The organism is Comamonas thiooxydans (assembly GCF_000964545.1).
Taxonomy (GTDB): domain Bacteria; phylum Pseudomonadota; class Gammaproteobacteria; order Burkholderiales; family Burkholderiaceae_C; genus Comamonas; species Comamonas thiooxydans.
In genome coordinates this window covers 627,718-652,235 of sequence record NZ_BBVD01000005.1, presented here as the reverse complement: position 1 = coordinate 652,235, position 24,518 = coordinate 627,718, and the positions used below count along the sequence as shown (strand labels likewise).

Below are 24,518 nucleotides of genomic sequence, written 5' to 3'. Positions count from 1 at the left end.
TGAGCAGTACAACTGCTCAGGCCTCAATGTGGCAAGGGCGCTGCGCTGTTTGCGCAGACCGAACAAAAGGCCGATATCCAATCAAGCCATGCTGTGAAACAGCATTCAGCTAAACATTGGAATTGTAGCGTCTCGCCTTCGCTTATGCCCTCATAAAGGGGTAAAGCGTCGCAGCGATGAGACGGGTGCATAGGTCTTTGTCATGACGCTTGCATCATTGAGATATCGGGCCTGGGCGGTGGCCTGGATGGGGTAAAACGCCTGTAGCCTCCAAAGACAGCCGCCGCTGCCGTGGTCTTGGCTAGAATCCTGTTCGACAGCTCTATAACTTTGATAGCAAAATTCCATTGTGTCTGATCGACTCGCCGTACTTTCCCAATATTTCTTGCCCAAGCAGGCGCTGACCGCGCTGATGGGAAAACTGGCGCAAGCCGAGGCCGGCGGATTGACGACGGCAGTCATTCGTCGCTTTATCCAGCGCTACCAGGTGAACATGGCCGAGGCAGCCAATCCCGACCCCGCAGCCTACAAGACCTTCAATGCCTTTTTCACACGTGCGCTCAAGGACGGTGTTCGTCCTCTGGCGCAGGCGGACTGGATTTGCCCGGTAGATGGTGCGATCAGCCAGTTCGGCAGGATAGAAGGCGAGCAGATCTTTCAAGCCAAGGGGCATCAATACAGTGCGACTGCGCTGGTGGGAGGGGATGCGACTTTGGCCCGTCAGTTCGATAACGGCAGCTTTGCCACGATCTATCTGAGCCCGCGCGACTATCACCGCATTCACATGCCTTGTGCCGGCAAGCTGCGCAGCATGACCTATGTGCCAGGGGATCTGTTCTCGGTGAACCCGGTAACCGCACGTGGCGTACCCGGCCTGTTTGCGCGCAACGAGCGCGTGGTCTGCGTGTTCGATACCGATCATGGGCCCTTCGTGCTGGTGCTGGTGGGCGCGACGATCGTTGGCAGCATGGCCACGGTGTGGCATGGCCTGATCAACCCGCCGCGCCCAGGCCATATCAAGACCTGGAATTACGAAGGTGCCGAAGCGGTGATGCTGGCTAGAGGCGAGGAGATGGGCCGCTTTCAGCTCGGCTCCACAGTGGTCATGCTGTTTCCACAAGCGGCAGGCCTGCAGTTCAATCCGCAGTGGCAGCCGGCGGCGCCGGTGCAACTGGGTCAGGTCATGGCCAACGCCCGGATCAAGCTGGGCTGATAGCCGGGTTCCATAGAAAAAGCCGCTGATGCCATGAGCGTCAGCGGCTTTCTTGTTTTGAGGGATCAAAGAAACCAGGTCAGTGGTTCAGGCCGGCGTTCGGTGGTGAACACCGTGGGGGCAAGACTCAGGCGATCGGGCTTTACCGGGTCATCGTGACCTCGGAGGTAGACCATCAGTTCGCGTCTGCGCAAGATGACATGGCTGACGATTTCGCGTCGGCCATTCTGAGTGACCTCGGTGCCGGGGCGAAACAACGGCATATGAAACAGGCCACTGCGTGTGGTGGGCGGCGATGCCGCAACTTCATTGGAGGCGAGCTGCATGGGCTTTCCGTAGTAGTGGTGACTGCTTATCGGCAGCGAATCATCAAACTAAAGCCCGAATTGCCGGGCCTGGTTCAACCGGGCTGGGCAAGGGCCTTGAGCAACTCGGTTTCCATGCGCAGCTGGCTGTTGTTGTCCTGCAGTTCAGGCCCTTCGATGAGGAAGGTGTCTTCCACGCGCTCGCCCAGGGTGCTGATCTTTGCCAAGTGCACGCTGATATGGTGCTGGGCCAGAATGCGGGCAATGATGTAGAGCAGGCCGGCGCGGTCTGATGCGGAGATGGACAGCAGCCAGTGTTGGGCTTTTTCATCGGGGCGCAGGATGACGCGCGGAGCGAATGGAAAGCTTTTGACGCGGCGCGACAGCCGTCTTTGCGATGGCGTGGGCAGGGGGCCACCTCGCAGCAGAGTCTGGGTCAGATCGTTTTCCACCATGTGCATGAGCTCGCGGTATTGCTCCTGCATGGTGGGGGCGACGACCTGGAAGGTGTCCAGTGCGTAGTCGTTGTTGGCCGTGTGCACGCGCGCATCAAGAATGGAAAATCCGGCACGGTCGAAGTAGCTGCAGATGCGGGCAAACAGATCGGGCTGGTCGGGTGCATAGACCAGAACTTGCAGGCCTTCGCCGGCCAGCGACCGCCGGGCGCGCACCACGGGCTTGCCCTGGCCCACATGGCGTGAGAGATGGCGGGTATGCCAGGCGATGTCGGCCGCTTCATGGCGCATGAAGTAGCTCACGTCCAGTGTCTCCCAGAGTTTCTTGTGGGACTCAAAGGGCTGGGCAGACAGGGCCAGTTGCACCAGCGCCTCACGCTTGCGGGCTTCGATTTCGGCGGCGGCATCCGGGGCGCGACCACCTAGCACGCGCAGGGTCAGGCGGTAGGTGTCTTCCAGCAGCTTGCCTTTCCAGGCACTCCAGACCTTGGGGCTGGTGCCGCGAATGTCGGCCACCGTCAGCAGATACAAGGCAGTGAGCTTGCGCTCGTTGCCAACGCGTTCGGCAAAGGCGCGAATCACATCGGGGTCGGACAAGTCCTGCTTCTGGGCCACCTGACTCATGGTCAGGTGCTCGCGTACCAGAAACTCGACCAGCTCCGCATCGGCCTTGTCGATCTGGTGGGCGCGGCAAAAACGCTTGACTTCGACGGCGCCGATCACGGAGTGATCACCACCTCGGCCCTTGCCGATGTCGTGGAAGATGGCAGCCAGATACAGGATCCAGGGCTTGTCCCAGCCTGCGGCGAGCTGGGAACAGAACGGGTATTCATGGGCATGCTCGGCCATGAAGAAGCGCCGCACATTGCGTAGCACCATCAGGATATGCTGGTCCACGGTGTAGACGTGAAACAGATCGTGCTGCATCTGCCCCACGATGCGGCGGAAGGGCCAGAGATAGCGGCCCAGTACCGAGGTCTGATTCATCAGCCGGATGGCATGGGTGATGCCGCGCGGCTGCTGAAGGATCTTCATGAAGGTGGCGCGATTGACCGGGTCGCGACGGAAGGCGCTGTCCATCACATCGCGGCTGGCATAAAGCGCTCTCAGGGTTCGCGTCGACAGACCTGTCAGCCCCTCATGCTGCTCATACATGAGAAAGGTTTCGAGAATGGCATGCGGATCGCGCTCGTACAGATCGTCGCTGACCACCTCGATGGTGCCGGCCTTCTCGCAAAAGCGATCATTGAGCTGAATCAGCTCGTGCGATCCGGGGTTCAGGCGCTCTTCGATGCTCATGCGCACGATCTGGCACAGCTGGGTCACCGCCTTGGCGGCCCAGTAATAGTGACGCATCAGGGTCTCGCCAGCGCGCATGGCCAGCTTGCGGCCCTCCGGCGTGGTGGAGCGGTAGCCAAAGGCTTCGGCCACGGCGGTCTGCAGGTCAAAGACCAGCCGGTCCTCATGGCGGCCGGCAGCGGCATGCAGGCGTGCACGGATCAGGCTGAGCAGGGATTCGTTGGATTCGAGCTGCTGGACCTCGAAATGGGTGATCAGGTCTTGCTCGGCCAGCTCATGCCAGCTGTTGCCGAAGCCTGCGGCCTTGGCCAGCCAGAGCATGGTGTGCAGATCGCGCAGCCCGCCGGGTGATTCCTTGCAGTTGGGCTCCAGCGAATAGGGCGTGAAGTCGTATTTGGCGTGGCGCTGGCGCATCTCCAGCAGCTTGCCTTCGACAAAAGCCTTGGGATCGAGCTGCGCGCGGAACTGCTGCTCGAAGTCGGCAAACAAGGCCTTGCTGCCGGTGATGCGGCGTGACTCAAGCATGGCGGTCTGTACCGTCAGGTCCTGCGCGGCCTCCTGCAGGCATTCGGCAATGCTGCGCACGCTGGAGCCGATTTCCAGGCCAGCATCCCAGCAACTGCTGATGAACTGTTCGATGCTGCTCGCAAATTCCACAGCTGGCTGTGCACTGCTTTGGGGCAGCAGCACCAGCACATCGATGTCCGAGTAGGGAAAGAGCTGGGCGCGTCCATAGCCGCCGACGGCCAGCAGGGCCGCGCCTTGCGGCATCTGTGCACGTTGCCAGAGGGTGCGCAGCAGACCGTCTGCCAGTTCACTGAAATGGTGCAGCACTCCGCGCACGCTGCGTCTGCCCAGCGTGGGGTTGCGCAGCAACTCCATCTGCCGGGCCTTGGCCTCGCGGTATTGCTCGCGAAGGCTCTGTAGCGAGGAGAGGTCGGAGACGTCGGCAGAGTTGGCGTAGGAGTGGGCAGAGGAGGTCATGCGCAGTAGAAAAAAACGTTTCAACAGGGCAAGTGCTTGAGCGTCACCTTAACCCAACTGACTTGGGCTTGAGGCCTGTGATGGCAAAAAGATGAGCGCATGGCGCTTGCAGCACAAGGTCTACAAGCAAAAAATATGCCGCATCCAGCTTTGGCCGGATGCGGCATGCAGATCAGCAGCAGCAATGCGCTCAGGTGCGGATGGCCGTGATGAAGTCGGGCGGAGTGGGCGAGCCATCGGACCAGGTCAGCACGTCATAGCCGGTCTTGGTGACGGCCAGCATCAGCTCCCACTGGGCGGTCAGGCTGCGATCCTTGGTGACCACGGTCCAGCCGTCTGGCATGGCCTTGATGTCGCGCTTGCCCAGATTCAGCATGGGCTCGATGGTGAAGACCATGCCTTCTTCCAGCACCACGCCTTCGCCGGGGCGGCCATAGTGCAGCACCTGGGGCTCGTCGTGGAACACCTTGCCGATGCCGTGGCCGCAGTATTCGCGCACCACGGACAGGTTGTTGCTCTCAGCATAGGTCTGGATGGCATGGCCGATATCGCCCAGCGTGGCACCGGGCTTGACCTGGGCAATGCCCTTCCACATGGCCTCGAAGGTCAGCTTAGATAGCCGCTTGGCCGCAATCGTGCCTTCGCCAATGACGAACATGCGGCTGTTGTCGCCGAACCAGCCGTCTTCGGTAATGATGGTCACGTCGACATTGACGATATCGCCCTTCTTCAAAGGCTTGTCGTTGGGGATGCCGTGGCACACCACATGGTTGACCGAGGTGCAGACATAGGCCGGGTAGGGCGTCATGCCTGGGGGCTGATAGCCCAGGCAGGCCGTCTTGGTGCCTTGCTCGGCCATGCGCTTGGCGCACAGATCGTCGATCTGCTGGGTGGTGATGCCGGGCTTGATGTGGGGGGTGATGTAGTCCAGCACATCCGAAGCAAAGCGGCCTGCAACGCGCATGCGCTCGATGTCTTCGGGGGTCTTCAGTGTGATGCTCATGGTCGCAATTATCCCATTGCGCGCTTGAACATGCAGGGCTTGTGGGTGTGAGCATTCGGACTAACCCCGAGGCACGGTAAAATCCTAGGCTCACCGAATTCAGCGCTTTGGCCCGGTCCTCTCAGGCAGGGGATTGACCAGGACGCTTTTCAACAGCCTTCACATAAACAGGCCGCCACGTGACATTGCATCTGACACAGTTTGAGGGTGGAAACGCCCTGAGCTCGTTCCGCGCCCAACAGCTTTTGACCGATCTGGTCGCCATTCACCCCAAGATCACCGGCGTATCTGCACGCTTTGTGCACCTGGTAGCCACCGAGGGCGCAGTTGCGCCCGCATTGCAAGAGCGCCTGTCGGCGCTCTTGACTTATGGTGACCCCTATACGGGCAATGCTGAAGGCCTGGCCTTCATCGTCACTCCCCGCCTGGGCACCATCTCTCCCTGGGCCTCCAAGGCGACCGATATCGCGCGCAACTGCGGCCTGAACGTGTTCCGCGTGGAGCGCATGACCGAGTATCGCGTGGACATGAAGTCCGGCCTGCTGGGTGGCAAGCCCGAGCTCTCGCCGCAGCAGACGGCACAGATTGCCGCCTTGCTGCACGACCGCATGACCGAGTCCGTGTTCGCGACACGCGCCGAGGCCGAGCAACTGTTCACCACCCTGGCCGCACAGCCCATGGAGTTTGTGGATGTGCTGGGTGGTGGCCGCGCAGCGCTGGAAACCGCGAACAAGCAATGGGGCCTGGCCCTGGCCGAAGACGAGATCGAGTATCTGGTCAATGCCTTCAACGACCTCAAGCGCAATCCCACGGACGTGGAACTGATGATGTTCGCGCAGGCCAACTCCGAGCACTGCCGCCACAAGATCTTCAACGCCAAGTTCACCATTGACGGCGTGGAGCAGGAAAAATCGCTGTTCGGCATGATCCGCAACACCGAGGCCTGCTCGCCCCAGCACACCGTGGTGGCCTATGCCGACAACGCTTCCATCATGGAAGGCCATGAGGTTGAGCGATTTGTAGCCAAGTTCGATGCGAAGGCAGACGCAGTCAGCGCTCCCAGCTATCAGAAGCAGGCGGCTACCAACCATGTGCTGATGAAGGTGGAGACACATAACCACCCCACGGCGATTTCGCCCTTCCCCGGTGCATCGACCGGCAACGGCGGCGAAATCCGTGACGAAGGCGCAACCGGCCGTGGCTCCAAGCCCAAGGCCGGCCTTACGGGCTTCACCGTTTCCAAGCTCTGGGGCAGCGAAGTAGGCAAGCCCGAACATATCGCCAGCCCGCTGCAGATCATGATCGAAGGCCCTCTGGGCGGCGCGGCGTTCAACAACGAGTTTGGCCGTCCCAATCTGACCGGCTATTTCCGCGAGTACGAGCAGCAGGTCGGCGACATCACCCGTGGCTACCACAAGCCCATCATGATCGCCGGCGGCCTGGGCGTGATCGATTCCGAACTGACCAAGAAGATCGAGTTCCCGGCGGGCACGCTGCTGATTCAGCTGGGCGGTCCCGGCATGCGCATCGGCATGGGCGGCGGTGCGGCAAGCTCCATGGCTTCGGGCACCAATGCAGCAGAACTGGACTTCGACTCGGTGCAGCGCGGCAATCCCGAGATCGAGCGCCGTGCACAGGAAGTCATCAACCATTGCTGGCAGCAGGGCGCCGAGAACCCGATCCTGGCCATCCACGACGTGGGGGCCGGTGGTATCTCCAATGCCTTCCCCGAGCTGACCAACGATGCCGGGCGCGGTGCACGCTTTGACCTGCGTGCCGTCAAGCTCGAAGAGTCCGGCCTGTCGCCCAAGGAAATCTGGTCCAACGAATCGCAGGAGCGTTATGTGCTGGCCATCGCTCCCGAATCGCTGGAGCAGTTCACGGCCTTCTGCGAGCGCGAGCGCTGCCCGTTTGCCGTGATCGGCACGGCCACCGAAGAGCGCCAACTGGTGCTGGAGGACACGGCGGTCGAGTCCGGCGACCAGAAGTTCCCCGTGGACATGCCCATGAACGTGCTGCTGGGCAAGCCGCCCAAGGTGCACAAGGATGTGACCAGCGTGGAGCGCGAGCTGCCCGCCATGGACCTGACCGGCGTGCCGCTGGAAAAGGCCGTGATCGAAGTGCTGGCCCACCCCACGGTGGCTTCCAAGCGTTTCCTGATAACCATTGGCGACCGCGCCGTCGGCGGCCTGACCCATCGCGACCAGATGGTCGGTCCCTGGCAAGTGCCGGTGGCCGACGTGGCCGTGACCCTGGCCGACTACAAGGGCTTCAAGGGTGAAGCCATGGCCATGGGCGAGCGCACACCGCTGGCCGCCATCGACGCGCCCGCCTCGGGTCGCATGGCCGTGGCCGAAGCCATCACCAATATGCTGGCTGCGCCCATCGAGCTGTCCAAGGTGAAGATGTCGGCCAACTGGATGGCCGCCTGCGGCGAAGCCGGTGAAGACGCTGCGCTGTACGCCACCGTCAAGGCTGTGGGCATGGAGCTGTGCCCCGCGCTGAACATCTCGATTCCCGTGGGCAAGGACTCTCTGTCCATGCGCACGCAGTGGAGCGAGAACGGCCAGACCAAGAAGGTCACCTCGCCCGTGAGCCTGATCATCACCGGCTTTGCCTCCATCGACGATGTGCGCACCACGCTCACGCCCCAGCTCGACGCCGAGGTGGAAGACAGCACCCTGGTGCTGATCGACCTGGGCCGCGGCAAGATGCGCATGGGCGGCTCCATCATCGGTCAGGTGCTCAATCAGTCGGGCAACGAGGTGCCGGATCTGGACGAGCCCAAGGATCTGATCGCCATGGTGGATGCAGTGAATGCGCTGCGCGCCAAGGGACTGATTCTGGCCTACCACGACAAGGGCGACGGCGGCCTGCTGGCCACGGCCGCCGAAATGGCCTTTGCCGGCCATGTGGGCGTGGCCTTGAATGTGGACATGCTGATCACCGAAGGCGACGGTATCTCCGACAGCCGCATGGATAGCGGCGAAGGCAAGAACTGGGGCAAGCAGGTCTCCGGCCGCCGCGAAGATCTGACCCTGCGCGCGCTGTTCAACGAAGAGCTGGGCGCCGTGCTGCAGATCAGGACGGAAGACCGTGCCGAAGTGCTGCAGGTGCTGCGCGAACATGGCCTGATCCAGTGCAGCCATGTCATCGGCAAGACCCGTCCCGCCTCGTCTCCCGTGGACGCAGGCAAGGGCGAGCTGCAGGTGTGGCGCGATGCGAACAAGGTGTTCGGAGCAACTCTGTCCGATCTGCACCAGGTCTGGGATGCCGTGAGCTGGAAGATCACCCAGCAACGCGACAACCCCGTCTGCGCCGACAGCGAGCATGCTGCCGCTGGCGAACCTGCCGACCCCGGCATGCATGTGCATCTGACGTTCGATCCCAAGGAGAACGTGGCAGCGCCCTTCATCAATGTGGCCTCCAAGCCTCGCGTGGCTGTGCTGCGCGAGCAGGGCGTGAACTCCCATGTGGAGATGGCCTACGCCTTCACCGAAGCCGGCTTTGATGCGGTGGACGTGCACATGAGCGACCTGCAGTCCGGTCGTGCGCAGCTCAAGGACTTCGCCGGTGTGGTGGCCTGTGGCGGCTTCAGCTACGGCGACACCCTGGGTGCGGGCATTGGCTGGGCGCGCTCCATTACCTTCAACGACCGTCTGTCCGAGCAGTTCCAAGCCTTCTTCGGTCGCAGCGACACCTTCGGTCTGGGCGTGTGCAACGGCTGCCAGATGTTTGCCGAGCTGGCCGATATCATCCCCGGTGCGCAGGACTGGCCGCGCTTCACGCAGAACCAGAGCAACCGCTTCGAAGCGCGTCTGTCCATGGTCGAAGTGCTGGAGTCGCCCAGCCTGTTCCTGCAAGGCATGGCCGGCTCCCGCCTGCCCATCGCCGTGGCACATGGCGAGGGTTATGCCAACTTCCAGTTCCGTGGCAATGCCGAGCAAGTGGTCAAGGCCATGCGTTATGTGGACAACCACGGCCAGCCTGCCGAACAGTACCCGTTCAACCCCAACGGCTCGGCCGGTGGCCTGACAGCAGTGACGACGGCCGATGGCCGTTTCACGGCGATGATGCCTCACCCCGAGCGCGTGTTTCGCAATGTGCAGATGAGCTGGACCTCGGGCGACAAGTCCGAATTCAGCCCCTGGATGCGCATCTGGCGCAACGCCCGCAAGTGGCTGGGTTGATACCCGGGTACTGCTAGCGCAATCAAAAGGCTCTGCATTCTGCAGAGCCTTTTTTCATGGTTCATGGTCTTCCCGGAGGCCGACTTCAAGGATCGGGTGAACTGCTTTCCGCGTCCTGTCGGAAGCGTAGGCCTAGATCGTCTCCAGTTGCTGCATCAGATGCTGGCGCATCAACTCGGCCATCTGCGCGGCTGGCTTCGGATCTACATGCCAGCGGCCATAGCTGGTAAGAATATCGAAGCCTCGCCGCATGTCCGGCACATGGTGGCTCAACGCATAGCCGATCAACTGCGCTTCGTGGCAGGCAATCTGGGCTTGTGGCACGGTTGCCGGCGCCAACGAAGCTGCTGCCGCAAAAGCCTTGCCATCGGCACGCTGATCGAAAATGTCCTGGCTCATGACTCAAAACTCCAGTCGGGCCTGATCTGCAGGTCCTGGCGTTGGTGTTGAATAGCGCATGCTTTCAGCTGCGCTGATTTGCCCGCGACAGTCGTGCATGGATAGCTGATGCTTTGACAGCATCAAGTCCGTAAACGCCGGACTCAGACATAGGCTGAAACTGTCGAGCGCTACAGAACACATTCGTAGAGTGCCTGTTGTCAGAGCAGGCAAGATCCGTTGCCGACACTGCACCGGCTGTTGATCGGGAAGCGGCTATCTGGACTGTTCCGTGTCCATTGGGCGACCGTAGGCCTTGGCTCTCAAGTCATGTGCGGGCCTGCGCGTGGGGATGTAGCTGCTTCATGTCAAAATCTATTGATTGATGTGAATAGGTGCAGCAGCTCTGTGCAAAGGGCTGCTGCTTTTTGCCTCTAGTGCGGTGCTGTGAAGCGGCGCTAGCTTGGCTTAGGTATGGCAATAGTACGCAAATGCGTATATTTGTCAATATTGAGTTACACATATGGGTATTGGTGCGCGTTTGCGTGAGGAACGAGAACGCCTTGGCTTAAATCAGGAAGGGTTTGGCCAACTTGGCGGTGTGCGCAAGCAGGCGCAGCTGCTCTACGAGAAAGACGAACGAAAGCCGGATAGTGATTACCTTGTTGCAGTTGCCGCAGCAGGTGTTGATGTGCTGTTTGTGCTGACCGGCCGGCGCCAGTCGGATCTTCCAGCGGGGGATGCTGGCGAACAGCTCTTGCTGGAGAACTTTCGACGCTGTTCGTTAGCTGCCAGACAGAATCTCTTGCAGTCCTCTATCTTGTTGGCAGCGGGCTTGCCAGCCGAAGCATCGTCAGTGGCTAATTCTCCGACCCAGAGCCGACTTCCAAGGCTGTGACACAGGGCGTGTATGGCGTCGAAAGTGTCCTGGTCGATTTGACCCAGAGCATTTAGACCCTTGGTAGCAATTTGACAGCCAGATAGGCAGCAAGGTGCAATTGCGGGCAGCTTGCGCGGAATGAGCACCGAAGCCGGGCTGAGCCATTGGTAAGCAAAAGTAGCAAGCATGCCGTGGCTTGGCTGCTGCGGAGTCGGTACTTGCATCTGCAGCAGCGTCGGCAGGCTGAATGTTCACCGGGAGCAGAGGTACCGCAGCTCGACGAGGAAGCCGGTTGATGCATGTCACCCAGCTTCTCTATGTTCTGATTTTTTGCACGTTTTCATCGGCGCAGTGCCATGGCGATGATAGGCTGATGCATTGCGCGCAACAGTTTGCGCGGTCGGTTAAACCACAGTTTTTGCCGCGCTGAAGACACAGTTTCAGCAAAGTGCGGACGAGGTTTTCCGAGGGTAGTCTCGCACTCGCCCTTGGTGCGTAAGCGCCTCGAACTATCAAGATATTGCGTCGATTCGGGACGGGAGACATTGGTGTCGCGTGTATTAGCAACGGAAGCGGAAGTTTTGGCGCTGTCGCCGGATGCTGCGTCATCCAAGGCGGCCAAGGGACTGCAGTCCCTGAGCAAATGGCCGAACACAGGCAGCAATGATGCTGCGGTCTGGGGGGAATGCCAGGGCAGCGGCAGCAAGCCGTATCAGACTCAGGTCGATCTGAGCGGGCCGGCCTTCAAGTGCTCCTGCCCCAGCCGCAAGTTCCCCTGCAAGCACGGGCTGGCGCTGATGCTGCTGCGCGCAGGCGGCCAGGTGCCGGAGGGCGGCGAGCCCCCGGAATGGGTCAGCAACTGGCTGGGTGGTCGTCAGCAAAAAGCCGAGCAGAAAGAGGCCAAGGCGGCCGCCATTGCCGCTGCGCCAGTGGCGGATCAGGAGGCTCTGGCCAGACAGCAGGCCAAGCGCGAGGACAAGCGCTGGGACAAGGTTGCTGGCGGCATGCAGGAGCTGTCGCTATGGATGCAGGACATGGTGCGCATCGGCCTGGCCAATCAGGCCGGCGACAGCCAGACGCGCCAGCACTGGAACACCATGGCGGCACGCATGGTGGATGCCCAGGCCACGGGCATGGCCGCACGTATCAGGGAAGCCTGGGAGTTGGTGGACAGCCACCCGACCTGGCCGCGTGACCTGCTGGTGCAGCTTGGCCATTGGCAGCTGCTGGTGGACGCGGTGCAGCGGCGTGACTCGCTGAGCCCCGAGGTGAAGGCCGACGTCATGGCTGCCCTAGGCTGGCCCATGGACAAGGCCGAAGTACAGGCCCGTGGCGAGACCATCAGCGACGATTGGCGCGTACTGGGCCAGCGCCTGATTGAGCGCGAGGGTCGCCTGCTGGAGCGCCGAGTCTGGCTGCAGGGCCTCAATACCGGCCGCGCTGCCCTGATGCTGGACTATGCCCAGGGCGGGCGAGGGTTCGAGACGGCCTGGGTAAGCGGCAGCGCTTATCGCGCAGCCTTGAGCTTTTATCCGGGCAGGGCGAGCCTGCGGGCGGTTGCCGTCAATGGGGTTGAAGCAATCGACAGCTCCGATGCCGCAGCCCTGACGGTCAAGGCTTTGGGCGAACCGTTGCAACAACTGGGCGAGCGCATTGCCGCCAATGCGTTGCAGCCGGTGCAGCCGCTGTGGTGTGCGGATGCCCAGCTGCTGTATGTAGAGGGGCAATGGCTGGTGGGCTGGCCCACAGGACAGAGCCAGGCGGCACCCGTGCCAGCGGTGATTGCCGATGACGAAGCCTGGCGGCTGCTGGCGCTGAGTGGCGGCACGCCTCTGGCCCTGTTTGGCGAGTGGGAGTCCGGGCCGCAACTGGCTCGTTGGCGTTTGCTCAGTGCCTGGCAGCAGGATGCTCACAGCCAGGTCTTGTCCCCCATCTGGCAGAACCAAGGAGAGATGCGATGAGCAGCGCCAATTTGTGGGCTGCGCTGCAGCAGTCAAGTCTGGTCGGCGCGGACAGGCTGGCCGTACCTGCGGTGTTGACCGCGCAGGTTGACGCCGCAGCCAGCCCCGGTTTGCAAGCCATGCAAGCCGCCTGGCTGCAGCCGGCTGCGTCAACGGCTGCACAACTGCTCAGAGCCAGCGCCGTCGCCGCCGTCCTGGAGCGGGCGGGCTGGCAACCCGGTGCGCAGGTCAGGCTCGGTGCGCCTTTGAGCTCCCCAGCACTGCCTGCCGACGAGTCTCGCCGCGCGCCCGATGATGAGCGCTTGCATGGCCTGATGCGTGATGTGCTGCAGCATGGGCCCGAGAACATGCTGGCTCCTATGTTCCATGCCCTCGATCAGGCCGGACAGCGCTTGCCTTATGCACTTCTGGTCGATGCTTTGAACGAAGGCCGTCGTTCGGTGGAACTGCGTACCTGGCTGACGCCGGTGCTGGGCGAGCGAGGACGCTGGCTGGCCGGGCTCAACCCGCAATGGAGCTATGCCAGCGGCGTGCAGGAGACAGCCAATGCAGAGCTGATCTGGCAGGAGGGCTCCATCGAGCAGCGCGTGGCGCTGCTGCATAGCGAACGTGATACCGATGCAGACCAGGCCCGCGCCAGACTGGAAGCCAGCTTGAAGGAGCTCAATGCCAAGGAGCGTGCGCCAATGGTGCTGGCTCTGGGCGTGGGGCTGTCCATGGCGGACGAGCCGCTGCTGGAAAAGCTGCTGACTGATCGCAGCAAGGAGGTGCGTGAGAACGCGGCCCGCCTGCTCTCGCGCCTGCCGCAAAGCGCGCACAGCCTGCGCATCCTGGGCTGGCTGCAGTCCATGCTGAGCCGCAATGCCAAGGGGGAATGGCAGATCGAGCCGCCAGAGGAGGGCAGCAAGGACTGGGAGCGCGACGGCATTGCACTGCAGCCGCCGGCCTATATCAAGGGCGTGAAAGCCTGGTGGCTGCAGCAAATGGTGGAACTCGCCCCGATTGACTTCTGGTTGCAGACCCTGGAGATGACGCCCGAGCAGCTCTGGGACTGGAGCCGCCGCAGCGACTGGAAGACCGCCCTGCGCCAGGGCTGGCTGGCGGCGCTGCGCGATCAGCCCGATGTGCGCTGGATTGCGCTGCTGCAGACCATGGAGCGCGATGCGCGGGCCGAAGCGCTGCTGCCGGCCCTGCTGGACCGACTGAGCCAGCAGGAGCGCGAGGCGCTCTGGCAGGCGCAGTTGCAGCAGGCCAAGGGCAGCCTGGTGGATCGCATCAACACCATCGAGAGCAGCATGCCCGTGGTTGGCGTGTTTTCTCAGTCCATGTCGGAGCAACTGATGGACGCTCTGGACAAGGCGCTGGGCGGCAAGCAGGCCACGGGCAGCTGGCATAGCTGGCAGGCCGATCAGGCCGTGCTGGCCTGCGCGCGCCGGCTGCATCCGGCCGTTCTGCCGCGCTTTGTGTGGCTCTGGCGTCAACCTGCACAGGCTGAGAAACCTGCCGCGCCAGAGCAGCAGCCCGAGGCCGCAGCCCCGTCAGGGCTGGCCGGGCTCTGGCAAAAGCTGGTATCCAAGGTGGCCGATGCGGCCGAAGAGGCCACTACCGTTGCTGCGCAAAGCACCCTGACGCCCGAACAACAGGCGCGGCTGGAGCGCGCCCGCCTGCGCCCCTGGGATGACGAGCGCGTGCTCGAGCAACTCAACCGTATCACCGATCTGCGCATGGCCCTGCATGCCGCGCTGAGCGCCTAAGCCTTCGAATTTTTCTGCATTCAACCCGAAAGTCATCATGAGCCAAGTACTACGTCAGCACGCCGAGGCGCAATTTGCCGAAGAACTCGATGCCCTGCAGAAGGTGGACGACCGTCCGCGCCCGCCCAACTGGAAGCTTTCGCCCTGGGCCGTGCTCCAGTATCTGATGGGCGGCAAGCTCAGCAACGGGTTTGAGCTCAGCCCCAAATACATCGGCAATCCGCGCCTGATGGAGATTGCCGTGTCCACGCTGGCCACCGACCGTGCCTTGCTGCTGTATGGCGTGCCCGGCACGGCCAAATCCTGGGTGTCCGAGCATCTGTCTGCGGCTGTGAGCGGCGATTCGACCATGCTGATCCAGGGCACGGCCGGCACCAGCGAGGAGCAGCTGCGCTATGGCTGGAACTATGCCCAGTTGCTGGCCCATGGTCCGTCCGAGAAAGCGCTGATTCCCAGTCCGCTGGTCCATGCCATGAAGCTGGGCAAGATCGCCCGCATCGAGGAGCTCACACGTATTCCCGCCGATGTGCAGGACACGCTGATCACCGTGCTGTCCGAAAAGACGCTGCCCGTGCCGGAGCTGTCCATGGAGTTCCAGGCCGTGCAGGGATTCTCTGTCATCGCCACGGCGAACAACCGCGACAAGGGCGTCAACGAGCTGTCCAGCGCATTGAAGCGCCGCTTCAACACCGTGGTGCTGCCTGTACCTGCCTCGCAGGACGAGGAAGTGCAGATCGTCACTAAGCGCGTGGCCGAACAGGGGCGGGCGCTGCAGCTTCCCTCCGAGCCGCCTGCGCTGCAGGAAGTGCGCCGCGTGGTGCAGATCTTCCGCGAGCTGCGCCATGGCCAGACCGAGGACGGCAAGACCGTGCGCGTGAAGTCGCCCAGCTCCACGCTGTCCACGGCAGAGGCCATCTCGGTCATCAACAGCGGCATGGCACTGGCCGGCCATTTCGGCGATGGCGTGCTGCGCGCGGCCGATGTGGCCTCGGGCCTGCTGGGAGCCGTGATCAAGGACCCGGTGCAGGACACGGTGGTGTGGAAGGAATATCTGGAGACCGTGGTCAAGGAGCGTAGCGACTGGAAGGATTTGTACCGCGCCTGCCGCGAGCAACTGTAATTAGGCGAGCGGCTGCCACAGCCCTTGATACTTCGTTGCTTTGTCTCGCCGTAGCGCTGCTACTGTCTTCGACAAAGACGCCTCGTCTCAAGCGCGAATCTTCGATTCGCCGGGCTGTGCCAACCGCATTGAAATGCAGTCGCTCCTCAAGAATTTCTGATTGACCCAGCCCATGGCCACTTCCGCTGATTCTGTTCATTTCTTTGGCATACGCCATCACGGCCCGGGCTGCGCGCGCAGCCTGTTGCAGGCGCTGCAAGCACTGCAGCCCGATTGCCTGCTGGTGGAAGGCCCGCCAGAGGGGGAGGCGCTGCTGCCCATGCTGCAAAGTGCCGAGCTGCGCCCGCCCGTGGCCATGCTGGTCTATATGCAGGACGAGCCCAGCCAGGCCGCGTTCTATCCATTTGCCGAGTTTTCACCCGAATGGCAGGCATTGCAGTGGGCCAGTCGCCAGGGTGTTGCCACGCGCTTCATCGACCTGCCCCAGACCCATGGCATGGCCATCGAGTTTGCGCGACGCGAAGCGCTGAAGAAGGCGGCACAGGAGGCAGAGGCTGCTGTGCAGGCGGCGGCTGTCGCGGACTCGGAGCAGGATGCACCGGATGTCGCGGAGGCCGCGACGCTGGCCGATATGCAGGATGGCGACGAGCATGGGTTGCAGTTGGACATCCCGGCACCGCCCCCTCAACACCTGCACCGCGATCCGCTGGACTGGCTGGCCCATGCCGCAGGCTTTGACGATGGCGAGAGCTGGTGGAACCGTCTGGTCGAGGAGCGCGGCGATAGCGAAGCACTGTTTGAAAGCATTGGCGAGGTGATGACGGCAGCTCGCGAAGAACTGTCCAAGGATGGCGAACATTGGCGCGGCGAGGAATACATGAAGCGTGAAGCACTGCGCGAAGCCCATATGCGCCAGTGCATTCGCGAGGCGATCAAGGCCGGTCACCAGCGCATTGCCGTGGTCTGTGGCGCCTGGCATGTGCCGGCGCTCAAGGCCAGCGTGACGGCCAAGGCCGACAGCGCACTGCTCAAAGGCCTGCCCAAGGCCAAGGTGATGGCGACCTGGGCCCCCTGGACCTACCGCAACCTGGCCAGCAGCAGCGGCTATGGCGCGGGTGTGACTTCTCCGGGTTGGTACCGGCATCTGTGGCAGTGTTATCAGTCGTCCCAGGGTTTGGAGTCAAATCAGCCTCAAACGCTTGATGGTAAAGCGCAAGTAGCTATCAAAAACGAGGTTTCTCCAGCCACACTGCGCACGGCGGGCTGGCTGACGCGCGTGGCCCATCTGCTGCGCGACAAGGATCTGGACTGCTCCAGCGCTCACATCATCGAGGCCACGCGTCTGGCCGAGGGCCTGGCGGCGCTGCGCGGCCAGCCCATGCCCGGCCTGGAGGAGATCAACGAGGCCATCGTCACCGTGATCTGCATGGGCGAGGACGCGCCGCTCAGATTGATCGATGAGGAGCTGACCGTCGGTCATGTGCTGGGCCAGGTGCCCGCCGATGTACCCCAGGTGCCGCTGCAGCGCGACATTGAGCAGCAGCAGAAATCGCTGCGCCTCAAGCCCGAGGCGGCAAGCAAGCTGCTGGCGCTGGATTTGCGCAAGGACACGGATCTGGCACGCAGCCATTTTCTGCACCGTCTGAGACTGCTCGGCATTGATTGGGGCGTTCGCACCACTGATGCCCAGCGCAACCGGGGTACTTTCCGCGAAAGCTGGCAGCTGCAGTGGGAGCCCGAGCTGGCAGTGCGCATCATCGAGGCCAGCGTGCACGGCGCGACCGTGGCCCAGGCCGCCACGGCCAAGCTGCGCTCCAGCCTGACGACCGAGACCTCGCTGCCCGAAATCGCGCAGGCCATCGACGATGCGTTGCTGGCCGATTTGCCGCAGCTGGTCGAAGCCCTGATCGCCACGCTGGCCCAGCGTGCAGCTACCACGGGCGATGTGGCCCAGCTGCTGCAGGCCTTGCCGCCGCTGGCCAATGTCTATCGCTATGGCAGCGTGCGCCAGACCGATACCGCCTTGCTTGCTGGCGTGATCGATTCGCTGGTGCTGCGCGCCGCCATCGGCCTGCCTGTTGCCTGCATGGCCATGGATGAGGATGCTGCGGCCGCCATGAAGACCAAGGTGCTGGCGGCGCACGAGGCACTGCGGCTGCGCACCAGCGACGGCCAGGCGCAACAGGCGGTGGATGCCTGGCGTCTGGCACTGCGTAGCCTGGCCATGGGGGATGCCGCAGCGGCGCTGCTGCGCGGCATGGCCTGTCGTTTGCTGCTGGATGAGCAGTTGCTGGAAAGCGCTGAGATCGTGCGTCAGTTCAACCGCAATCTTTCGCTGGGCGCGGCGCCCATGGATGTGGCCGCCTGGCTGGACGGTTTCCTGAACCAGCAGGCGCTGGTGTTGCTGCATGACGAGTCCATCTGGGGTGCTGTCGATGCCTGGCTCAGCGGTCTGGGCGAGGTGCAGTTTGCCCAGATTCTGCCGCTGGTGCGGCGCAGCTTCTCGACCTTCAGCAATCACGAGCGCCAAAGCCTGGGCGACAAGGTCAAGCGAACTCCTGTGGGGGGCGCTGCGGCACCTGGTCCTGCCGTGGGCGCTGCGGACGACGCCGCGCCCTGGGATGAGTCGCGTGCCTTGCGGGCCTTGCCCGTGCTCAATGAGTTGCTGGGATTGAATCTGCCACAGGCGCTGATGGGACAAGCCCAGGCAGCTACCGATTTTGATGCGGCTGCGGCCAGGGTGTGACGATGAATCAAACAGCAAATTTGGCGACCGAGCCGCAACAGGAGTCCGAAGAGCTGCAGCCCACCACGCGGCTGCAGCGCTGGCGCATGGTGCTGGGCAGCCCCGCTGACGCCAGTTGCGGCGGTGTGACGGGCCGCTTGCAGGAGATGGACCAGGCGCTGGCCGCCTTGTATGAGGAAGACAGCAAGCTGGCATCGCGCAAGGGTGGACGCGGCAACTCCTCGCCTTCGGTTTCGCGCTGGCTGGGCGATATCCGCAAATACTTTCCGAGCCAGGTCGTGCAGGTCATGCAGCGCGATGCCATGGAGCGTCTGAATCTGCGCGAGCTGCTGCTGCAGCCCGAGATGCTGGAGAACGTGCAGCCCGATGTGCATCTGGTGGCGGACCTGATTTCGCTGGGCTCGGTGATTCCGCAGAACACCAAGGCCACGGCGCGGCTGGTGGTGCGCAAGGTGGTGGACGAGCTGATGAAAGAGCTCGAGGAGCCCATGCGCAATGCCGTGGCCGGGGCGCTGGATCGCAGCCAGCGCAACCGACGCCCGCGCCATGCCGAGATCGACTGGAATCGCACCATACGCGCCAACCTGCGCCACTGGCAGCCCGAATACAAGACCATTGTTCCGGAGACGCTGATTGGCTATGGGCGCAAGGCGCGTCGCCCGCAGCGCGAGGTGATCCTGTGCATTGACCAGAGCGGCTCCATGGCCAACTCGGTGGTCTATTCCAGCATCTTCGGTGCGGTGATGGCCAGCCTGCCGGCCGTGGCCACCAAGCTGGTGGTGTTTGATACGGCAGTGGTTGACCTGACGGAAAAACTCGACGATCCCGTCGATGTGCTGTTTGGCGTGCAACTGGGTGGCGGCACCGATATCAACGGTGCGGTCGGCTATTGCCAGGGGCTGATCAGCGAGCCGCGCAACAGCATTCTGGTGCTGATCTCCGACCTCTACGAAGGCGGTGTGGAGTCGGGCCTGCTGCGCCGCGCCAACGAGCTGGTGGAAGCAGGCGTGCAGTTCATCACGTTGCTGGCGCTCAGCGACGAGGGGGCGCCGGCCTATGACGCGGAACTGGCGGCCAAGCTGGCGGCACTGGGCGTGCCCTCGTTTGCTTGTACCCCCGATGCCTTTCCACAGCTCATGGCAGCGGCCATCCGCCGCGACGATGTGGCCGCCTGGGCGGCGACACAGGGCTTCAAGACCAGCAAATAAGAAGACTGCCCGAAGAAGGCTGCTTGTTGAGGCTCAGCCCGGCAGATCGATACCAAGCTTGGCCAGTCTGGCGGCCATCACATCGCGGCGGCGCGCGGCCTTGGCAGCGGTTTCGCTGACCGTTGCAATGGTCTTGGGGCCTTTGCCCGCTGCGGCCTTGACCAGTTCCGCCTTCTTGGCGGCCTCTGCGGCAAGTTTGCGGTAGCTGGCAATCAGTTCGGCATGAGCGATGGCTTGAGTCACAGGGTTTCCGTTCGATGAGGGCGCTCATTGTCGCTGCAAAGCCTTGGCCGTGCTGATCGCGTAGGCGATTGGCAACTTCCTGCTGCAGTCGCTGCACGGTTTGCAGGCATGATAGTGGACATTGAAACCAACTGGGGAGTGCGATGGCAGGTGCCGGCCTTTTGATGCTGCTAGACGATATTGCAAGCATGCTCGACGATGTGGCCTTGATGACCAAGACCGCTGCGGGCAAGAGCACAGCAATCCTGGATGATGTGGCCACACAGACCAAGGTGGCGGTGCAGAAGACGGCCGGCGTGCTGGGCGATGATCTGGCTCTCAATGCCGAGCAGGTCACGGGAGTGAAGGCCAATCGGGAGTTGCCAGTGGTCTGGGCGGTGGCCAAAGGTTCGTTGATGAACAAGGCCATCTTGGTGCCCGCAGCGCTATTGATCAGCGCCTTTGTGCCCTGGTTGATCACGCCTTTGCTGATGGTGGGGGGCGCTTTTCTGTGCTTCGAAGGCGTGGAAAAGATCCTTGAGCTGTTTCACAAGCACAAAAAGCATGATGCGCATGATGCCGTGGTGGATGCCGAGGAGGCTGCCCATAAAGGTGTTGCGCCTTCATCGGTGCGTGCCGCGCGTGAAAAGCAGATGGACCCGATGGAGTACGAAAAGCAGAAGGTCAAGGGGGCCGTGCGCACGGACTTTATCTTGTCGGCCGAAATCATGGCGATTGCGCTGGGTACGGTGTCCGCCAAACCCATCTGGGAGCAGGCCTCGGTGCTGATCGCAGTAGCTCTGGCCATCACCGTGTTCGTCTATGGACTGGTGGCCGGGATCGTGCGCATGGATGATGTGGGCGGCTGGCTGATGGCCAAGAGCAGCAGCGCTGCCAAGGCCATGGGCCGTCGTCTGATTGCTTTTACCCCGTGGCTGATGCGCGGGCTGTCCATCGTGGGCACGGCTGCCATGTTCATGGTAGGCGGTAGCTTGCTGGTGCACGGCATAGAGCCTGTCGAACATTGGATAGAGCAGGTGATTGTGCCCACGGGCGGTATTGTTGCAGCGCTGGGACCGGTGTTGGTACATGTGCTGGTTGGGGCCGTCATTGGCGGTGCGGTTGTGGTGTGCATGGAGTTGTGGCACAAGCTGCGACCAGCCAGGGCGGCTCATCCGAATTGACGACTACCATCACTGCTGAAGCAAATTTTTGCGCTTCATCAGTGTCCTGGGCGGACGTGGCCGATGGGCAACGTCCGCTTTTTTCTTTGCGGTGTTGGTGTGCGGGTTGACCTGGGACAAACCCGTGTGGCAGTGGCTTTGCTTCAATGGATGCCAAGGGATGCAAAGCATTGCACTCACCCAATTCTTCAAGGAAAGAACCCATGAAAAAGACTCTGATCGCGATTGCTGCTGTTGCCAGCGCCCTGACGGCCGGTACCGCTTTTGCCCAATCTTCGTTTGACGGCTCCAGCCCTTGGCAGGTTCGCGTGCGCGCTCTGCATTTGGACAGCGACAACGGTGGCGCTGCCGGAGACGCAGGCGTGAGCATCAACAACAAGTGGATGCCTGAGCTGGACGTGTCCTACTTCTTCACGCCCAACATTGCGGCAGAGCTGGTGCTGACCTATCCCCAAAAGCATGATGTGCGCCTGAATGGCGGCAAGATCGGTTCGCTCAAGCATCTGCCCCCCACCTTGCTGGCGCAGTACCACTTCACCAACTTCGGGGCCTTCAAGCCTTATGTGGGGGCAGGCGTGAACTACACACGCTTCTCGAACGTGGACATCCTGGATGGTGCCGTGACCGTGAAGAAGAACAGCTTTGGCGGCGCGCTGCAGGTCGGCTTCGACTATGCGCTGGACAAGAACTGGTCGCTGAACTTCGACATCAAGAAGGTGTATCTGGGTACCAAGGTCACAGGTGCAGGCGTGTTTGAAAACACCAAGTTCAAGGTTGACCCATGGCTGGTGGGTGTGGGCGTGGGCTATCGCTTCTGATAGCTTCACGGCAAAGAGTGTTCTTGTCTGCGGCCTTCTTCCCGCAGGCGAGGCACGCACCGCAGGCTCTGCGGTGCATCGGAGTCAGCAGGTCGGCATGGCCTGATGACTTCGGAGGCTAGGGTGTATGTTTAGATCGGTATTCCGCCAGCGCGGGGTACCGATTTTTTTTGCTGAATTCTTTGGCCAGTATTGACTTTGTCAGCATTGCTGCATGCGCATGCAGTAAAAGGATCGCTGGCTTCAGTCCTACTTCTGCCGATTGCCGGCCGCGCTAGGCTGAGGGTCTAAGAACGTGTTTACGATCTCCTTGCTCTCCAACGCGGTAAGCACGTTCTAAAGCAGGCTTGGCAGTGATGGCGCGGGCAATGGCTGCATCGCGCGATCAGCTCATCAGGAGGATCAGCATGCGCGCGACACCGGACAGGCAGGCAGCATCGATAGAGTTTGCATCACGCGCAGGGCGCATTCCATTGCCTCTGGCGTCCTCGTTGAGACCTCCATCGCTTCAGGGGGAGAGTTGTAGCTTCATGGACGCGTATGCCCCCCCGACGCATCTGCGCTATGAACTGGCGCAGGGGCTGATGCAGCTGCAGGCGCAGATTTCTCCCAAGTTCCTATATGACGCGCATGGCTGCGCCCTGTTTGAGCAGATAACCGAGCTGCCCGAGTACTACCCCACAAGAACCGAGGCTGCCATCATGGCCCGCTACGACCTGGAGATCGCCCAGGCCATGGCGGGTTGCCAGGTGTTGATAGAGCTGGGAGCGGGCAATTGCGAAAAAGTGCGACGCCTGTGCCGCAGCGTGGGGCCGCAGCAGTTTCTGGGAGTGGATATTGCGGTCGAGTTTCTGCAGGCCGCTGTGGCTAGGCTGGAGCATGACTTCCCGCGACTTACGGCTCGTGCGGTTGCGGCGGATTTCACGGGGGACTGGCATTTGCCGTCAGGCGTGCCACAGACACGGCGTGAGCTGTTCTATCCTGGCTCCTCGATCGGCAACTTCGATACGCAGCAGGCTTTGCATATGCTCGGACATATGCATTCACTTCTGGGGGGCGACGGCGGGCTGCTGATTGGCATTGATCTGCCCAAGCCGGTACCGGTTCTGATAGCCGCTTACGACGATGAGCAGGGCGTCACAGCCGAATTCAATCTCAATGTGCTCAATCATGTGAACCGTCTGCTGGGCAGCGATTTCAATCTTCAGGACTGGGCGCATGAGGCGCGCTTCGACAGTCGGACATCGCGGATAGAGATGCATTTGCGCGCCCGTCGCCCCGTCATGGTGTGCTGGCCTCAGGGCCTGCGCTATTTTGCTCAGGGCGAGACCATCCATACGGAGAACAGCTACAAATACCCGCTGTCCGATTTCCTCTCCATGCTGGCATGCGCGGGATTTGCCGAACCCAGGGTCTGGACCGATGAGCAGCAATGGTTTGCCGTCATTCATGCCCAAGCCTGAAACCATGGAGCGGCCATTTTTCATGGCACCTGCTGCCAGGGACTGGATAGTGCTGGCGCAGCAGTTCGAGCGGGTGAGGGCCTGCACGCAAAAGCTGGCTGCGCCCTTGTCTGCAGAAGACGCCTGCGTGCAATCCATGCCGGACGCCAGTCCTGCCAAATGGCATCTGGCCCATACCAGCTGGTTCTTTGAAACCTTTGTACTGGCCGTGCACCAGCCAGGGCATCAGGTTTTTGACGGCAGTTTTCGCATGCTGTTCAACTCCTACTACCAGCAGGTGGGTGAACGCCATCCCAGAGCCCAGCGGGGCTTGCTGACCAGACCGGCTCTGGCGCAGGTCATGGCCTATCGCGCTGTGGTGGATGAGCAGATGCTGGCGCTGATGGCCGCCATGAAAGAGAAAAGTCCGACGACGCAGCAGGTCGTTGCTCAGCTCGTCGCATTGGGCTTGCAGCACGAGCAGCAGCATCAGGAGTTGATGCTCACCGATATCAAGCATTTGCTTTCTTGTCACCCGCTCTGGCCTGCTTATGCGTCAGATGGGGTGGCAGAGGAGAATTGCGTGCAGGCCTATGCCGATCTCACATGGCTGCCACTTGAGGCGGGCATCTACAGCATAGGTCATGGCGGCGGCAGCTTTGCGTTTGACAATGAAATGCCCAGGCACAGTGTCTATGTGCAAGCTGCGCAGATTGCATCGAGGCCCGTGAGCAATGGCGAGTTTCTGCGTTTTGTGCTGGATGGCGGCTACGGTCAGCCTCAATGGTGGTTGGCCGAAGGCTGGGACTGGTGCCAGGCCCAGCAACTGAGCCACCCCTGGTACTGGAGGCAAGCTGAGGATGCTGCGGGTGATGCGGGCTGGCAGGAGTTCAGCCTGTATGGCGTGACGGCTCTGCATGCGCTGAGGCCTGTCTGCCATATCTCCTATTTCGAGGCTGATGCCTATGCGCGCTGGGCCGGTGCGCGCCTGCCGACGGAGATGGAGTGGGAGGTGGCAATGGGTGCGCATGACTGGCCTGTGTCCTCGTCAGTGGGTCATGCCAGCCTGCACCCTGAAGTCTCGGGCGCTCATCATGGGGTGGCAACTGGCCAGGTCTGGGAGTGGACGCATTCGTCCTATGCCGCCTACCCGGGCTTTCGCGTGGCCGAGGGTGCCGTGGGGGAGTACAACGGAAAATTCATGGTCAACCAGTATGTGCTGCGCGGAGGTTCCTGCCTCACGCCTGCCGGTCATGCGCGGCTGACCTATCGCAACTTCTTTCCCGCAACGGCTCGATGGCAGATGACGGGGCTGCGGCTGGCGCGCGATGCCTGAAGTCGCGCGCCGGAGTCTCA

The 24,518-nt window shown here is 62.1% G+C and carries 17 protein-coding genes; 12 read left to right on the top strand and 5 right to left on the bottom strand.

The window, feature by feature from the left end:
* Nucleotides 1-349 precede the first annotated feature (349 nt).
* Nucleotides 350-1,213, top strand: coding sequence for an archaetidylserine decarboxylase (asd, locus tag Cth01_RS10435; protein ID WP_045839116.1), 864 nt, complete (start codon nucleotides 350-352; stop codon nucleotides 1,211-1,213).
* Between the two features lie 65 nt (nucleotides 1,214-1,278).
* Here the strand turns inward: asd and Cth01_RS10430 are convergent, their stop codons facing one another.
* The 3 genes from Cth01_RS10430 to map all read right to left on the bottom strand — a co-directional run bounded on the left by Cth01_RS10430 (nucleotide 1,279) and on the right by map (nucleotide 5,259).
* Complete coding sequence (locus Cth01_RS10430) at nucleotides 1,279-1,539, bottom strand: hypothetical protein (RefSeq protein ID WP_003056528.1); 261 nt, start codon at nucleotides 1,537-1,539, stop codon at nucleotides 1,279-1,281.
* Between the two features lie 74 nt (nucleotides 1,540-1,613).
* Nucleotides 1,614-4,256 carry a [protein-PII] uridylyltransferase gene (locus Cth01_RS10425; RefSeq protein WP_045839115.1) on the bottom strand — a complete coding sequence of 881 codons (2,643 nt, stop codon included), beginning with the start codon at nucleotides 4,254-4,256 and terminating at the stop codon, nucleotides 1,614-1,616.
* 190 nt (nucleotides 4,257-4,446) lie between these two features.
* On the bottom strand, nucleotides 4,447-5,259 hold the full coding sequence (map, locus tag Cth01_RS10420; RefSeq protein WP_045839114.1) for a type I methionyl aminopeptidase: 813 nt from the start codon (nucleotides 5,257-5,259) through the stop codon (nucleotides 4,447-4,449).
* A gap of 179 nt (nucleotides 5,260-5,438) precedes the next feature.
* On the opposite strand from map, the gene purL reads away from it, so the two are divergent.
* Entirely contained in the window at nucleotides 5,439-9,449 is a 4,011-nt protein-coding gene (gene purL, locus Cth01_RS10415) for a phosphoribosylformylglycinamidine synthase (protein WP_045839113.1), read from the top strand.
* 132 nt (nucleotides 9,450-9,581) lie between these two features.
* Here purL and Cth01_RS10410 read toward each other — a convergent pair whose 3' ends face one another.
* The gene (locus Cth01_RS10410; protein WP_034351656.1) at nucleotides 9,582-9,848 is read right to left on the bottom strand and encodes a hypothetical protein; all 267 of its coding nucleotides are present in this window, start codon (nucleotides 9,846-9,848) and stop codon (nucleotides 9,582-9,584) included.
* Nucleotides 9,849-10,350: 502 nt separating this feature from the next.
* Here Cth01_RS10410 and Cth01_RS10405 point away from each other — a divergent pair.
* The 6 genes from Cth01_RS10405 (at nucleotide 10,351) to Cth01_RS10380 (ending at nucleotide 19,496) form a co-directional block, all read left to right on the top strand.
* Entirely contained in the window at nucleotides 10,351-10,725 is a 375-nt protein-coding gene (locus Cth01_RS10405; RefSeq protein WP_034351660.1) for a helix-turn-helix domain-containing protein, read from the top strand.
* A gap of 530 nt (nucleotides 10,726-11,255) precedes the next feature.
* Nucleotides 11,256-12,668: an SWIM zinc finger family protein gene (locus Cth01_RS10400; RefSeq protein ID WP_034408119.1), complete on the top strand. Its 1,413-nt coding sequence runs from the start codon at nucleotides 11,256-11,258 to the stop codon at nucleotides 12,666-12,668.
* The gene (locus Cth01_RS10395; RefSeq protein ID WP_045839112.1) at nucleotides 12,665-14,422 is read left to right on the top strand and encodes a DUF5691 domain-containing protein; all 1,758 of its coding nucleotides are present in this window, start codon (nucleotides 12,665-12,667) and stop codon (nucleotides 14,420-14,422) included. The genes Cth01_RS10400 and Cth01_RS10395 overlap by 4 nt, the downstream gene beginning before the upstream one ends.
* Nucleotides 14,423-14,459: 37 nt before the next feature.
* Entirely contained in the window at nucleotides 14,460-15,542 is a 1,083-nt protein-coding gene (locus tag Cth01_RS10390) for an ATP-binding protein (protein WP_045839111.1), read from the top strand.
* Between the two features lie 172 nt (nucleotides 15,543-15,714).
* A complete protein-coding gene (locus tag Cth01_RS10385) occupies nucleotides 15,715-18,288 on the top strand; it encodes a DUF5682 family protein (RefSeq protein WP_045839163.1) in 2,574 nt (857 codons plus the stop codon).
* A 2-nt stretch (nucleotides 18,289-18,290) separates the two neighbouring features.
* Complete coding sequence (locus Cth01_RS10380; protein ID WP_045839110.1) at nucleotides 18,291-19,496, top strand: VWA domain-containing protein; 1,206 nt, start codon at nucleotides 18,291-18,293, stop codon at nucleotides 19,494-19,496.
* Nucleotides 19,497-19,529: 33 nt separating this feature from the next.
* On the opposite strand, the gene Cth01_RS10375 is transcribed toward Cth01_RS10380, so the two are convergent.
* Nucleotides 19,530-19,739: a hypothetical protein gene (locus Cth01_RS10375; protein ID WP_034351667.1), complete on the bottom strand. Its 210-nt coding sequence runs from the start codon at nucleotides 19,737-19,739 to the stop codon at nucleotides 19,530-19,532.
* A 143-nt stretch (nucleotides 19,740-19,882) separates the two neighbouring features.
* Here Cth01_RS10375 and Cth01_RS10370 point away from each other — a divergent pair, with 143 nt between their 5' ends.
* The 4 genes from Cth01_RS10370 to egtB all read left to right on the top strand — a co-directional run bounded on the left by Cth01_RS10370 (nucleotide 19,883) and on the right by egtB (nucleotide 24,498).
* Nucleotides 19,883-20,902, top strand: a complete 1,020-nt coding sequence (locus Cth01_RS10370) for a DUF808 domain-containing protein (RefSeq protein WP_045839109.1) — start codon at nucleotides 19,883-19,885, stop codon at nucleotides 20,900-20,902.
* A 203-nt stretch (nucleotides 20,903-21,105) separates the two neighbouring features.
* Nucleotides 21,106-21,720 carry an OmpW/AlkL family protein gene (locus Cth01_RS10365; protein ID WP_003080665.1) on the top strand — a complete coding sequence of 205 codons (615 nt, stop codon included), beginning with the start codon at nucleotides 21,106-21,108 and terminating at the stop codon, nucleotides 21,718-21,720.
* Between the two features lie 530 nt (nucleotides 21,721-22,250).
* A complete protein-coding gene (gene egtD, locus Cth01_RS10360) occupies nucleotides 22,251-23,183 on the top strand; it encodes an L-histidine N(alpha)-methyltransferase (protein ID WP_045839108.1) in 933 nt (310 codons plus the stop codon).
* A complete protein-coding gene (gene egtB / locus Cth01_RS10355; RefSeq protein ID WP_082085648.1) occupies nucleotides 23,170-24,498 on the top strand; it encodes an ergothioneine biosynthesis protein EgtB in 1,329 nt (442 codons plus the stop codon). The genes egtD and egtB overlap by 14 nt, the downstream gene beginning before the upstream one ends.
* Nucleotides 24,499-24,518: the final 20 nt, after the last annotated feature.